The following is a 13680-nucleotide window of genomic DNA, read 5'->3' as shown; positions in this document are numbered from 1 at the left end:
CTATCCCCGCGCCGAGACGAGGCCACGAGCGCCGTCGAACAGCGACTTCGCGCCGAAGCCGACGAAGGCCACGCCGACGATGCGCGTCACCCACACGCCATAGCGGGCGAAGAAGCGCCGCACGGGCGTAAGGCCGATGGCGACGAAGAGGATGAGGTCAGCCGCCACAAAGCCGAGAAAGGCGCTGGCGATCAGGGCCGGCGTCTCGCCCCAGGTGATGGCCGAGCCATAGGGCGCCACCAGCGCGCCGAAGGTGGCGAAGGCCACCGGATAGGATTTCGGATTGGTGAGGCCGAAGAGCACGCCGTTCAGAAGCGGTCTGTCGGCGCCGATCACCGCAGCCTTGCCATCCTTGTGGGTCGTAATCGCCCGCACACCCAAATAGATCAGGTAGACGCCGCAGCAGATGCCGAGGATGTCGAACAGCATCGGCCCGACCTGGCTGACACCGACGATCGCCGCCAGCGCCGCCACCGACCAGGTGACATCGCCGACCAGATGCCCCGTCATGAACCAGGCCCCCGGCCGCCGCCCTTTGGCCGCACCGAGAGTGAACAGGGCAAGGAAGGCCGGGCCGGGCGCGATCGTGTAGATGAAGCCGGCAAGGAAGGTGGCGAACAGGAGCGACAGGCTGATCATGGGGAGAATCCGGAGGCGGGTGAGGCGCATTGCTGCATGGAAGGGCGGGAAGCGCAAGCTGGGAGCGCGGACGTCCCGTCCGCTCTTGAAGCGAAACCGCTGCAAGTAAAGATGCAACGCTCGTTATAGTGCGTCGTTCTTCATTCTCGAGCCGAACCGCTTCAAGAGCGGACGGGACGTCCGCGCTCCCAGGCTTCCAAAACTCGACGCAGCCCCCCATCTAAGCCATTATCCGCCATCCGAGAATCATCCGAAAGCGCACCTTGTCCGACGAGCGTTCCCCTTCCCTCGCCCACCAGCCGGCCGCCGGCGGCATTGCCGCGCGTGCCATGGCGGCGGCGAGGCCTGCCGCCTATCTGCAGGGTCTCAACCCCGAGCAACGCGCGGCGGTGGAGACGCTCGACGGACCCGTGCTGGTGCTGGCCGGCGCCGGCACGGGCAAGACGCGGGTGCTCACCACCCGCATCGCCCATATCCTTGCCACCGGCCGGGCCGCACCGTACCAGATCCTGGCGGTAACCTTCACCAACAAGGCCGCCCGCGAGATGCGCGAGCGCATCGGCGTGCTGATCGGCCAGAGTGTCGAGGGCATGCCCTGGCTCGGCACCTTCCATGCCATCGGCGTGAAGATCCTGCGCCGGCATGCCGAGCTGGTCGACCTCAAGTCTAACTTCACCATCCTCGACACCGACGATCAGGTCCGCCTGATGAAACAGGTGATTGCCGCCGCTGACATCGACGAGAAGCGCTGGCCCGCGCGCCAGCTCGCCAATGCCATCGACAGCTGGAAGAACCGAGGCCTCACGCCGGCCCAGGTACCAGCCGGCGAGGCAATGTCCTTCGCCAATGGCAAGGGCGGCGAGCTCTATGCCGCCTACCAGGCCCGCCTGAAGACGCTGAATGCCGCCGATTTCGGCGATCTCCTGCTCGAATGCATCCGCCTCTTTCGGGAGAACCCCGGCGTGCTCGCCGAATATCACCGGCGCTTCCGCTTCATGCTGGTGGACGAATATCAGGACACCAATGTCGCCCAATATCTCTGGCTGCGCCTGCTTTCCCAGGCACCGGCGGGCGAGAAAGTAAATCTATGTTGTGTTGGCGACGACGACCAGTCGATCTACGGATGGCGAGGAGCAGAAGTAGACAATATATTACGGTTTGAGAAAGACTTTCAAGGATCAACTATTATTAGATTGGAGCGCAACTACCGCTCCACTGGCCATATCCTTGGCGCGGCCGGTCATCTCATCGCCCGCAACGAAGGTCGACTCGGCAAGACCTTGTTCACCGACGATGTCGAAGGCGAGCGTGTTACAGTAGCCGGCGCCTGGGATTCCGGCGAGGAAGCCCGCGCCATCGGCGACGAGATCGAGAACCTGCAAAGGAAAGGCCACGCCCTCAACGACATCGCCATCCTGGTACGCGCCTCCTTCCAGATGCGCGAGTTCGAGGATCGCTTCGTCACGCTCGGCCTGCCCTATCGCGTCATCGGCGGCCCGCGCTTCTATGAGCGCGCCGAAATCCGCGATGCGCTCGCCTATTTCCGCGCCACCATGCAGCCGGCCGACGATCTTGCCTTCGAGCGCATCGTCAACGTACCCAAGCGCGGCCTCGGCGATGCCACCGTGCAGATCTTGCACGACTATGCCCGCCACAACAGCGTGCCGATGATGCAGGCGGCCCGCGTGCTGGTGGAAACGGAGGAGCTCAAGCCCAAGCCTCGCCAGACGCTGCGCGACCTGATGACCGCCTTCGGTCGCTGGGCAGCGCAGAGCGAAGTGCTGGGCCACCAGGAGCTCGCCGAACTGATCCTGGAAGAATCCGGCTACACCGACATGTGGCAGAAGGATCGCACGGCCGAGGCCGCCGGGCGGCTGGAAAACCTCAAGGAACTCGTGCGCTCGATGGAGAGCTTCGAGAACATGGCCGGCTTCCTCGAGCACATCTCGCTGGTGATGGACGCCAGCGAGGAAGGCGCCAGCGAGGACAAGGTTTCGATCCTCACCTTGCACGGCGCCAAGGGCCTCGAATATGACACCGTCTTCCTGCCCGGCTGGGAGGAGGGCCTGTTCCCGCATCAGCGCTCGCTCGACGAGAATGGCCGCGCCGGCCTCGAAGAGGAACGGCGCCTGGCCTATGTCGGCCTCACCCGCGCCCGCCGCCGGGCCAAGGTATGGTTCGCCTCCAACCGCCGCATCCACGGCCTCTGGCAGGCGACGATGCCCTCGCGTTTCGTCGACGAATTGCCGGCAGCCCATGTGGATGTGGTCGAGCCCTCAGGCTCCTACTCCTCCGGCGGTGCCTTTGCCATGAGCCGCTTCGACAAGGCCCAGCCCTTCTCTGGCTCGACTTATTCCACGCCCGGCTGGCAGCGCGCCCGTGAGAACATGGCCTCCGGCTTCAAGGCGACGCAGCCGCCGCCGCGCCGCGAGCCCCTGACCATCGAGGGCGAACTCGTCGCCCGTTCCACCGGCACGGCCTCGGTGCACAAGGTCGGCGACCGCGTGTTCCATGTGAAGTTCGGCTATGGAGACATCGCCGAGATCGACGGCAACAAGCTCACCGTGGATTTCGACAAGGCCGGACGTAAGCGCGTGGTGGACAGCTTCGTCGCCGCGGCGTGAGTTGATGTGAGTAAACTCCACGGTTGGGCGAGATGCGGCGGACAAGGAAAAAGGGTCGCCGTTTGCGCCCCCTCTTCTCGTAAACGTGGCGGGGGACCTCGAAGGCCCATCTCATTGTTGAGCGCCCCTCTCGCCCAACCGAAAAATCAGCACGGCCGCTTCGCACGGCAGGCTTGCCCTGCCTCCCACGATCTTTTGACTTGGCCGTGGCACCGTTTCCGCGAATGATGGCATTGGTCTGAACAATCCCAAAACCATCAATCAAAGGAAACGTCCATGCAACTCGATCTTGCAGGCAAGGGTGTGCTGGTCACGGGTGCGAGCACCGGGATCGGCGCCGCCGTGGCCAAGGCCTTCGCAGCGGAAGGCGCCCTCGTTGCCGCGCATTACAATTCGAGCGAGGCCGAGGCCAGGGCGGTCGAGAGTGCCATCAAGGCGACGGGCGGCAAGGTCTGGCTGATCCGTGGCGACCTCGGCAAGGAAGGCGAGGCCAAGCGCGTGGTCGAGGAAGCGGTGACACTGCTGGGGCGGCTCGACGTGCTCGTCAACAACGCGGGGTCGCTGATCGCCCGCAAGCCATTTCTAGAATTGGACCGCGACCTTTACGACAAGGTCCTCAACCTGAATGTCGCCGCCGTGATCGAGGGCACGCAGGCTGCGATCCCGCATCTGGAGAAGCAGGGTGGCGGGGCCATCGTCAATCTCGGTTCGATTGCCGGCAACAATGGCGGCGCACCGGGCTCGGCCATCTATGCCGCCGCCAAATCCGCCATCCACAACCTGACCCGCCACATGGCGACGGATCTGGGAGCAAAGAACATCCGCGCCAATGCCATCGCGCCGGGCGTAATCACCACCCCCTTCCACGCCTCGACCCCGCCAGAGCGCCTGGAATTCGTGCGCCAGAGCACCGTGCTCGGGCGTTTGGGCGCGGCGGAGGAATGTGCCGGCGCGGTGCTGTTCCTGGCTTCGGATGCGGCGGCCGGCTATATCACCGGGCAGATCCTGCACATCAATGGCGGGCAGTTGATGCCGTAGCTGGGAGCGCGGACGTCCCCACGACACGCATAAATGCGTGTCGGGCGATCCGCTCTTGGAAACGTGGCGTTCTACGATGAAGGAAGAGCGGACGAGGACGTCCGCGCTCCCAGGCTTACCTCCAGCGCTCTCAGCCCATGGAAATGATAGGTGTCGCCATAGAGCGGTACCCCATCCAGCCGCAATCCCGGCAGGCGCTCGAACAGGATCGGCACGGCGACCTCGAGCTCCAGCCTCGCCAGCGGCGCCCCCACGCAGAAATGGATGCCGCCACCGAAGCTGACATGCGGTGGGCGATCGCGACCAGGCAGGAAACGCTCCGGCTCCGGGAAGCGGGCCGGATCATGGTTGGCGGCGCCGAGCAGCAGGCCGACCTGCTCGCCCTTGCGGAGGGTCGCGGGGCCGAGCGCGACATCCTCCAAAGCATAGCGCTTGAACATGTGCAGCGGCGGGTCGAAGCGCAGCATCTCCTCCACCAATCCCTCCCCGCCGGCTTGAACCGTAGACGCGTCGAGACCGGCCCGCAGGATCGCCTTCACGCCATTGCCGATGGCGTGCACTGTCGCCTCGTGGCCGGCATTGAGGAGCAGGATGCAGGTTGAGATCAGCTCGTCCTCGCTCAGCCTGTCGCCCTGCGCTTCGGCAGCGATCAGGTGGCTGATGAGATCATCGCGTGGCGCAGCCCTGCGTTCCCTGACATAGCCGCGCAGGAAGGCGCTGAATTCCTCAGCTGCGGCAACGGCCTGATCCTCGATGCTGCGTGTGCGGTTGAACTGATACATCGCCACCATGCGGTGCGACCAGTCGAGCAGCTGCGGCGCCATGCTGGCGGGAACGCCGAGCAACTCGGCGATCAGGATCACAGGAATGGGCGTTGCGAAAGCCTCGATGAGGTCCACCCTGTCCCTCGGCTCGAACCCATCGATCAACTCATGTGCGAGCGCGGCAATGCGCGGGCGCAGCCGTTCGATATGCCGGGAGACGAAGGCGCGGTTCACCAGTGTGCGCAGGCGCGTGTGCACCGGCGGCTCGCGCTCCAGCATTGAATAGGCGTCGACGGCGTCGAAGGGGGCGAGATGGGTCTGCGGCTCCGGCCAGCCAAGTTCCTGGCGCGTCGCCACATGCAGGATCTCGCGCCCGAAGCGCTTGTCGCGGAAGAGATCGAAGACAAGCTGGTGGGAGGCGGCGCACCAGCAGCCATATTCCTCCCAGAAGAACAGCGGCGCGACCTCGCGGATCGCCCGATAGGTCGGATAGGGATCCTGCACGAAGACGGGATCGGCCGGGCTGAGGGCTACGCGCGAACGGGAGGTGTCGATCTTGAGGCTCGGAGGCAGGGGCATCCCGAAAGGCTAGGACATTCCCGGCACTGTGTCATCGCCATGAAAGCAATCCGCAGGAGAAGCTTGATCGACAGCGCCCATGCCAATCTGCCGGCGCAAGGCCGAGAGTTCAATTGACTCGCCACCCGGCGGATGGTGCAACTTAGATTTCGGGAAGCGGGGTCCCGTAATAATCCCGCAGCAGACGAAAGGGAGGACGAGATGAATAGATTTCTACGAACGGCCACCTATGTCACTGTACTTTGCGGCACCGTTGCGTATGCGCACGCTGACACCCTGACGATCGCCACGGTCAACAATGGCGATATGCTGCGTATGCAGAAGCTGACCGACGATTTCACCAAGGCCAACCCGGACATCCAGCTGAACTGGGTCACGCTCGAGGAAAACGCCCTGCGCGACAAGGTCACCCAGGATATCGCCACCAAGGCCGGCCAGTTCGACATCCTCACCATCGGCACCTATGAGGTGCCGATCTGGGCCAAGAAGGGCTGGCTTGCTCCGCTCGACTTCAGCAAGGACTATGACGTCGACGACCTCCTGCCGCCGATCCGGGCCGGCCTGAGCTATGAAAACAAGCTCTATGCCGCTCCCTTCTATGGCGAGTCCTCCTTCACGATGTACCGGAAGGACCTGCTGGCCAAGGCCGGGCTCACCATGCCCGACAAGCCGACTTGGGACTTCGTGGCCGAAGCCGCCAAGAAAATGGACGACAGGGCCAACGGCGTCTATGGCGTGTGCATGCGCGGCAAGGCCGGCTGGGGCGAGAACATGGCCCTGATCGACTCGATGGCCAACTCCTTCGGCGCCCGCTGGTTCGACGAGAGCTGGAAGCCTCAGTTCGATTCGCCGGAGTGGAAGAAGACGCTCACCTATTACGTCGACCTGATGAAGAACTACGGTCCGCCCGGCGCCTCCTCCAACGGCTTCCAGGAAAACCTCACTCTGTTCAACCAGGGCAAGTGCGGCATCTGGATCGACGCGACCTCGGCCGCCTCCTTCGTGACGGACAAGACCCAGTCGACCGTCTCGGACAAGGTCGGCTTCGCACAGGCTCCGAATGCGGGTCTGGGCAAGAACGCCAACTGGCTGTGGTCCTGGGCCCTGGCCATTCCCGCCACCTCCAAGAAGGTCGATGCGGCCCAGAAGTTCCTGGCCTGGGCCACCAGCAAGCCCTATCTGGAGCTTGTCGCCGCAAGTAACGGCTGGTCCAATGTGCCTCCGGGCACCCGTACCTCCCTGTACAACAACGACAATTACGTGAAGGCGGCCCCCTACGCCAAGATCGCCCTCGACTCTATCAATTCGGCTGATCCGACCAAGCCGACCGTGAAGCCGGTTCCCTATGTCGGCGTGCAATTCGTCGCCATCCCTGAGTTCCAGGGCATGGGCACCCGCGTGGGTGCGCTGTTCTCCTCGGCTCTCGCCGGCGCCGTGTCGGTCGATGATGCGCTGTCCCAGGCCCAGGAAGATACGACGCGCACGGTGACCAAGGCGGGTTACATCAAGTAGGCGTTCTGCGAAGACAAGAGGCTGTCCCGGTCTTCTTCGTGGCCGGGGCAGCCGGCCCCTCCTCGACCTTCTGGCCGTACGGCTGTTCATCGGCTGCCGAACTGCCAAAGAGCCTTGGCTGAGAGGTTAGGAATTCCTGGCGCCCAGTCATCACCACGAAAGATGTTTGCAAGCAGCGGAATCCGGCCTCCAGTGCACTGCAAAAGTCTCGTAGAAATCGGAACTTTTGCGACACATGGTTGAATCGCAGGGCAATGAATTGGGATGACTTGGACAGCTTTTGGCAACGGCAGCTCAATCGGCCTTATCGGCTCCGAGGGAGGGACAATTCTTCGAGACGAGGAGCATTCAGTGGGAGCGCGCATTACATTGGAGCAATGCAAATACTCTCCATTTGCAATAACGTGCGGCCTCTACGGCAATATGGTCCATACAATTTTCGTAGGGACCGAGAATGAAGGACAGACGAAGTTCGACGGTGTGAGATCCGAATTGGACTATCTGATTTCAATTTGGCCGAATCAGGACGCCCCACAGGAAGCTATTGATAGGTTCCATGAAGCGATCAACGGGTTTGTAGAGCGCTACCCGTAGCGACGCGATTCCGCGCGGGTTCACAGAACGCGGGAATTTTGCAACAGTGCCGTGAGGGTTCGGATGTTTGATTACAAGATCAATGACAACCATGCATTTAAGATTTTCCTGATATGGTTGCTGTTCACTTCTGTTGGGTTTATTGGCATGTACAGAATTTATCTTGGTAAAACAATAAGTGGAGCGATACTAAGCATAACTTATATTTTTTCCATCTTTCTATTGTTCAAATACGATTCATTAGAGGTCGCAATTTTCCCGATGTTGGCTATAATAATTTCTTCAGCGATCTGGCTCTTCGACGGCATTAGAATGTTTTTTCTAAAAAGCTGGCCAGCTTCGCGAAACTCCTGACTTTTGCCTCCTCAATTCCAATCCCTAAAATCGCTCGGCTTTCCCTGTCGCAATAGTCGGACGCATAAGTGCCGTTTTGCGAGCGACTTTTGCAGCTGGCCAAATCCGGGTTTCCGATCTCTGTCACGAATGTCTTTCGCAAGCCCTTGCCAGCCCGATATGCCGCAGGCAAGAAAGGGCCATGAGCACTCGCCCCGCGATCAATCCTGATCTCATCGACACCGCCACGCCGCCCATCCCGGAGGCTCAGGCCTGGGCTCGCGCCTATGACGGGGCGGCCGGCCCGCTGATCGATCTCTCGCAGGCCGTGCCGGGCTATCCGCCGCACGCCGAACTCCTGGAACGCCTCAGCCGCAACGCCGCCGAAGCAGCGACGGCAAGCTACGGGCCGATCGAGGGTGACACGGCCCTGCGCCAGGCCTATGCGGCGCATGTCTCCAGCCTCTATAGCGGGTCGGTCGATTGGCGCGATGTCGCCATCACCACCGGCTGCAATCAGGCCTTCTTCGTCGCGGCCCTCGCCACCGCCAAGGCGGGCGACTCCATCCTGCTGCCGAGCCCCTGGTACTTCAACCACAAGATGACCCTCGACATGCTCGGCATCGAGGCGCGGGCGCTGGCCTGCCCGCCCGAGAACGGCTTCGTGCCTGATGTCGAGAGCGCGGCCGAACTGATCGACGCCACCACGCGGGCGATCGTGCTGGTCACGCCCAACAACCCGACTGGTGCGGTATACCCGCCGCAGACCATCGAAGCCTTCGCCCGCCTTTGCCGAGAGCGCGGCCTCTTTCTCATCCTCGACGAGACCTATCGCGACTTCGTCGACGGCCGCCCGCACGACCTCATCGCTTCAGGCGATGCCGCCAACACGCTGATCTATCTCTATTCCTTCTCAAAGAGCTATTGCATTCCCGGTCATCGCCTCGGCGCCCTTGTCGCGTCGCAGACGGTCCAGACGCAGATCGGCAAGATCCTCGATACGCTGCAGATCTGCGCGCCGCGCACGGCGCAGGGGCCCGTGGCCTGGGCCATCGACGGACTGGCCGACTGGCGCGAGGCCAACAGACAGGAGATCGCCCGGCGCACCGACGCCTTCCGTGCAGCCTTCCAGGGGCTCAATGGCTGGAAGGTCGATTCCATGGGCGCCTATTTCGCCTTCCTGCGCCATCCCTTCCCCGGCCGGCCCGCGGCAGCAGTAGTGAAGGAGCTGGTCGAGAAGGCAGGCGTGCTCTGCCTGCCTGGCCCCTATTTCGGCCCGGGCCAGGAAGGCCATATGCGGGTTGCCTTCGCCAATGCAGGCGTGGAGCAATTGCAGGCGTTGAGGGAGAGGTTTTCGCGTTTCGGGGGCTGATAGCGCCGACTCTTCACCCTCCCCTTGATGGGGAGGGTCGGACGAAGTCCGGGGTGGGGCGACCCGCTTTCGTGCAGCAATCGAGTCGGGAATGTCGCGCTTCCCGCCCCACCCCGACGCTTTGCGTCGACCCTCCCCATCAAGGGGAGGGTGTTATGCGCAATTTCCATTGCCCTTCCGCGCCCGTCGCGATAGCCAAGCAGCATGCTCGAAGGTCTTCACCCCAACAATCCCACCCATGTCGCCCGCATCGTCACCGACGAGATGCGCGCGCGCCGCATCGCCGATTTGCTCGGCGAGAGCTTCGATCCCACCGAGACGGCCATCGCTGCCTTCGAGAGGGAAGACGGCACGGCCAAGCCGCCCTGGCTGGTCGAGGTGTATTTCCGCTCTCCACCCAATGAGGACTCGGTCAGGGACCTGATCGCTCTCGCGGCAGGGCCCGACATGGAGGTCGTCTTCGACAGTTTCGGCGACAAGGACTGGGTCGCGGCCTCGCTGGAGGGCCTCGCCCCGGTCCGTGCCGGCCGCTTCACCGTCCATGGCAGCCATGACCGGGCTGCCGTCCCAGCCAACACGATCGGCATCGAGATCGAGGCGGCGCTCGCTTTCGGCACCGGCCATCACGGCACCACGCGCGGCTGCCTGTTGGCCCTCGACGATCTCCTCAAGCGCCGGCGCCCCAGCCGCCCGCTCGACATCGGCACAGGCACCGGCGTGCTCGCCATCGCTGCCGCCAGGGCGCTGCATCTGCGCGTACTGGCCTCCGACATCGACCCCGTCGCCATCGCCACGGCGCGCAACAATGTCCGCTTCAACAAGGCTGGCGCCTATGTGCAGAGCTTCGTCGCCCGCGGCACCACGGCTCATGCCATGCAGGCGAACAAGCCCTTCGACCTCGTCTTCGCCAATATCCTGATGGGCCCGCTGGTGCGCCTCGCCGCGCCGATGAGCCGGCTGCTCGCCCCGGGCGCCACGGTGATCCTCTCCGGCCTCCTGCATGCCCATGCCAATGCGGCGCTCGCCGCCTATCGCATGCAGGGTCTCCATCTCATTCGCCGCATCCGGCTGGATGAATGGACGACGCTGGTGCTGTCCCATGGCGGAGGCAAGCCGAGGAAGGTCTGACCGGGAGCGCGGACTTCCAGTCCGCTCTTCCTCCTCTGCAAACGCATCGTTTACAGCATTCGCTGACCACCAAGAGCGGACAGGATGTCCGCGCTCCCAGGGATATCAACCAATGCCTTTTCAGTCCTTCGATGAAGTTTCCCAACCCTCTCTCGGTCCCGACCGCGTCAAGGCCCTGCGCGACAAGCTCGGCGAACTCGGGCTGGACGGTTTCGTGGTTCCCCGCTCCGACGAGCACCAGAACGAATATTGCCCGCCCTCGGAGGAGCGCCTGTCCTGGCTCACCGGCTTTGCGGGCTCGGCCGGCATCGCCATCATCCTGAAGGACCAGGCCTCGATCTTCGTCGACGGACGCTACACCGTCCAGGTGCGCGAGCAGGTCGACACCGGCCTGATCACCCCGCGCCACCTCATCGAGGAGCCGCCGGAAAAATGGCTGGGCGAGGTACTCAAGCCGGGCCAGAAGCTCGGCTATGACCCGCACCTTCAATCGATGAGCGAGGTTGAACGGCTTCGCACCGCCTGCGAGAAAGCCGGCGCAAGCCTCGTTCCTGTCAAGGAAAATCCGATCGACACGGTCTGGAAGGATCGCCCCGCGCCACCCCTGGCCCCCATCGTGCTGCACGATGTGGCCCTCGCCGGCGAAGATTCCGGCTCGAAGATCGGCAGACTCCAGGCCAAGCTGCGCGAGCAGAAGGTCGATGCCGTCTTCACCAATGACGCCCATGCCGCCGCCTGGCTCTTCAACATCCGGGGCGGCGACGTCTCCCATACGCCCCTGCCCCTCTCCTATGCCCTGGTGCCGGCCGAGGGACAGCCGACCCTGTTCGCCGATGGCCGCAAGCTCTCCAACGCCGTGCGCGACGACCTCTCCCACCACATGGCCATCGCCGAGCCGCGCCAGATCGAGGCCGTGCTCGCCGAGACGATGAAGGGCAAGACGGTGCGGCTCGATCCCAACATGGTGGTGGAGCATTTCGCGATCCTGGTCGAGCGCGCGGGCGGCAAGATCCAGAAGGGTGGCGATCCCGTGGCGCTGCTGCGCGCCGTCAAGAACGAAGCCGAGCGGGCCGGCACCCGCGCCGCCCATATCCGCGACGGTGTCGCCTTCGTGAACTTCCTCGCCTGGTTCGACCGCACCGTGCCTGGGGGCCAGGAGACCGAGATCTCGGCGGCCGAGGCGCTGGAGCGCTGCCGCACCGAGACGGGCGTGCTCAAGGATCTCTCCTTCCCGTCGATCTCGGCCGCCGGACCGAATGCGGCCATTCCGCATTACCGCGTCAGCCACAGCTCGAACCTTGCCATCAGCCCCGGCCTCTATCTCATTGATTCCGGCGCCCAATATGTCGACGGCACCACGGACATCACCCGCACCATCGCGGTGGGCACGGTGACGCCGCTGATGAAGGACCGCTATACCCGCGTGCTCAAGGGCCACATCGCCATCGCGACGGCCCGCTTCCCGAAAGGCGCCGCGGGCTCGCAGCTCGACAGCTTCGCCCGCGCGGCCCTGTGGGAGATCGGTACCGATTTCGACCACGGCACAGGCCACGGCGTCGGCTCCTATCTCTCCGTGCACGAGGGTCCGCAGCGCATCTCCAAGCTCGGCACCACCCCGCTGGAACCGGGCATGATCCTCTCCAACGAGCCCGGCTATTACCGCGCCGGCGAGTTCGGCATCCGCACCGAGAATCTCGTGCTGGTCGAGGAGGTCGAGATCGAGGGCGCCGAGCGCACCATGTACGGCTTCGAGACCGTCACCCTCGCGCCGATCGATACGCGGCCGATCGAGGTTTCGCTGCTGACGAAGAGCGAGATCGATTGGCTCAACGCCTATCACGCCCGGGTCTATGACGCGATCGCGCCGCTGGTCGACGATGCCGAGCGCGCCTGGCTGGAGCAGGCGACGGCGAGGATCGGGTAAACGGCGGCGGGTCTTCAGACTCGCCCCCCAATCAAGGCATCATCATCCGCAGCACCACCACGCTGACGACGCCGATCACGATCGTTACCAGCAGCGGCATGCGCGTGGCCGAGATACCCGCGATCACCGTTGCCGTGGTCTCTGCCGGGCCGGTGGCAAGGGCGACGGGCGCGATCACCGAGACGAGTACGGCCGCGGGGATGGCGTCGAAGGCGGCCTTGGGGCGTCCCGCCAGCTTCAGGCGGCCGGAGAGAAAGATGCCGGCGATGCGCGTACCGTAGGTCACCAGCGCCATGACGAGGATGGCGGCGACGACGTCGGGGTTAAGCGACATGGAGAGCCTCCTCGCCGTCGCGCCTGCTCGCCTCGGGCTTTGCCGCCAGATAGGCGGCCGCGATACCGGCCAGGGCACCGGCCGGCACATGCCAGGGCGCGCCGACCTTCGCATAGACGAGGGCCGCGACGGTGGCGCTGGTCAGGATGGTGGCGGCGGTGGTGCGCCCTTCCCAGAAGCCGGCGATCAGGCCGATGAACAGCGCGGTGAAGGCGAAATCGGCGCCGTAGCGGGCGGGATCGCCAAGGAGCTGGCCGACCAGGCTGCCGGCCGTGCTCCACACCAGCCAGTTCAGGTAGAAAAAGATCGCCATCGAGAAATAATAGAGTGGCGTCAGCACCGTCTGGCTGGCGCGCCGTTCGGACATCGCCCAGATCTCGTCGGCCAGGAAGAAGAAGCCGAGGAAGCGCTGGGCGGGCGAGAACAGCTTGGTCTTCGGGGTCAGCGAAGCGCCCATCAGGATGTGGCGGCAGTTGATCAGCAGCGTGCCGAAAGCGAGCGTCAGGATCGGTGCCGGCTGTGTCCATTGCTGCAGCGCCGAGAACTGCGCGCTGCCGGCAAACACGCTTGTCGACATCAGGGCGACTTCCGTGGGCGACAGGCCTTTCGACACGGCGATGGCGCCGAACAGGAAACCGATCGGCACCGCGGCGAGAGCCGGCGGGGCGATATCGATCAGGGCGGAACAGATTTCGGATCGGACAGACAAGATGGGGCTCCTGCTAGAGCCGCCTGATTAAGCACATCGGGATGCGGGGTCTTGGACAAAAGTTGCAATGTGATGTTAGACGCTACCGGTCGTGGCGTTCCTGGGACCGCAGGCGTCTCGCCTGCTCTTG

Annotated in this window: 10 protein-coding genes; 6 read left to right on the top strand and 4 right to left on the bottom strand. The window is 64.0% G+C overall.

Features of this window, described 5'->3' with window-relative positions; translation table 11 throughout:
- Positions 1 to 639: a LysE family translocator gene (locus tag QQL24_RS21485; protein WP_284314343.1), complete on the bottom strand. Its 639-nt coding sequence runs from the start codon at positions 637 to 639 to the stop codon at positions 1 to 3.
- 263 nt (positions 640 to 902) lie between these two features.
- Between QQL24_RS21485 and QQL24_RS21480 the strand changes: the two genes are divergently transcribed.
- Complete coding sequence (locus QQL24_RS21480; protein ID WP_284314342.1) at positions 903 to 3263, top strand: ATP-dependent helicase; 2361 nt, start codon at positions 903 to 905, stop codon at positions 3261 to 3263.
- Positions 3264 to 3539: 276 nt separating this feature from the next.
- Positions 3540 to 4301, top strand: coding sequence for an SDR family NAD(P)-dependent oxidoreductase (locus tag QQL24_RS21475; RefSeq protein WP_284314341.1), 762 nt, complete (start codon positions 3540 to 3542; stop codon positions 4299 to 4301).
- Positions 4302 to 4372: 71 nt separating this feature from the next.
- Here QQL24_RS21475 and QQL24_RS21470 read toward each other — a convergent pair whose 3' ends face one another.
- On the bottom strand, positions 4373 to 5644 hold the full coding sequence (locus QQL24_RS21470; RefSeq protein ID WP_284314340.1) for a cytochrome P450: 1272 nt from the start codon (positions 5642 to 5644) through the stop codon (positions 4373 to 4375).
- A gap of 201 nt (positions 5645 to 5845) precedes the next feature.
- On the opposite strand from QQL24_RS21470, the gene QQL24_RS21465 reads away from it, so the two are divergent.
- The 4 genes from QQL24_RS21465 (at position 5846) to QQL24_RS21450 (ending at position 12507) form a co-directional block, all read left to right on the top strand.
- Complete coding sequence (locus tag QQL24_RS21465; protein WP_284314339.1) at positions 5846 to 7156, top strand: ABC transporter substrate-binding protein; 1311 nt, start codon at positions 5846 to 5848, stop codon at positions 7154 to 7156.
- 1129 nt (positions 7157 to 8285) lie between these two features.
- Entirely contained in the window at positions 8286 to 9455 is a 1170-nt protein-coding gene (locus tag QQL24_RS21460) for an aminotransferase (protein ID WP_284314338.1), read from the top strand.
- 204 nt (positions 9456 to 9659) lie between these two features.
- Positions 9660 to 10583 (top strand): 50S ribosomal protein L11 methyltransferase, encoded by a 924-nt coding sequence (locus tag QQL24_RS21455; protein ID WP_284314337.1) that lies wholly within the window; start codon positions 9660 to 9662, stop codon positions 10581 to 10583.
- Positions 10584 to 10695: 112 nt separating this feature from the next.
- Positions 10696 to 12507 (top strand): aminopeptidase P family protein, encoded by a 1812-nt coding sequence (locus tag QQL24_RS21450; protein ID WP_284314336.1) that lies wholly within the window; start codon positions 10696 to 10698, stop codon positions 12505 to 12507.
- A 31-nt stretch (positions 12508 to 12538) separates the two neighbouring features.
- On the opposite strand, the gene QQL24_RS21445 is transcribed toward QQL24_RS21450, so the two are convergent.
- Both QQL24_RS21445 and QQL24_RS21440 read right to left on the bottom strand, forming a co-directional pair.
- Positions 12539 to 12841, bottom strand: a complete 303-nt coding sequence (locus tag QQL24_RS21445) for an AzlD family protein (RefSeq protein ID WP_284314335.1) — start codon at positions 12839 to 12841, stop codon at positions 12539 to 12541.
- Complete coding sequence (locus tag QQL24_RS21440; protein WP_284314334.1) at positions 12831 to 13550, bottom strand: AzlC family ABC transporter permease; 720 nt, start codon at positions 13548 to 13550, stop codon at positions 12831 to 12833. The genes QQL24_RS21445 and QQL24_RS21440 overlap by 11 nt, the downstream gene beginning before the upstream one ends.
- Between the last annotated feature and the right edge of the window lie 130 nt (positions 13551 to 13680).

Origin of the sequence: Labrys miyagiensis, assembly GCF_030160835.1 — a bacterium.
GTDB lineage: Bacteria > Pseudomonadota > Alphaproteobacteria > Rhizobiales > Labraceae > Labrys > Labrys miyagiensis.
The sequence above is the reverse complement of the archived record's forward strand: the minus strand, read 5'-3'. Positions and strand labels throughout refer to the sequence as shown.

Excerpts from the sequence above, each read along its gene's own strand:
- QQL24_RS21485 (WP_284314343.1), bottom strand. The coding sequence starts at position 639 with ATGATCAGCCTGTCGCTCCTGTTCGCCACCTTCCTTGCCGGCTTCATC.
- QQL24_RS21475 (WP_284314341.1), top strand. The coding sequence starts at position 3,540 with ATGCAACTCGATCTTGCAGGCAAGGGTGTGCTGGTCACGGGTGCGAGC.
- QQL24_RS21470 (WP_284314340.1), bottom strand. The coding sequence starts at position 5,644 with ATGCCCCTGCCTCCGAGCCTCAAGATCGACACCTCCCGTTCGCGCGTA.
- QQL24_RS21465 (WP_284314339.1), top strand. The coding sequence starts at position 5,846 with ATGAATAGATTTCTACGAACGGCCACCTATGTCACTGTACTTTGCGGC.
- QQL24_RS21460 (WP_284314338.1), top strand. The coding sequence starts at position 8,286 with ATGAGCACTCGCCCCGCGATCAATCCTGATCTCATCGACACCGCCACG.
- QQL24_RS21455 (WP_284314337.1), top strand. The coding sequence starts at position 9,660 with ATGCTCGAAGGTCTTCACCCCAACAATCCCACCCATGTCGCCCGCATC.
- QQL24_RS21450 (WP_284314336.1), top strand. The coding sequence starts at position 10,696 with ATGCCTTTTCAGTCCTTCGATGAAGTTTCCCAACCCTCTCTCGGTCCC.
- QQL24_RS21445 (WP_284314335.1), bottom strand. The coding sequence starts at position 12,841 with ATGTCGCTTAACCCCGACGTCGTCGCCGCCATCCTCGTCATGGCGCTG.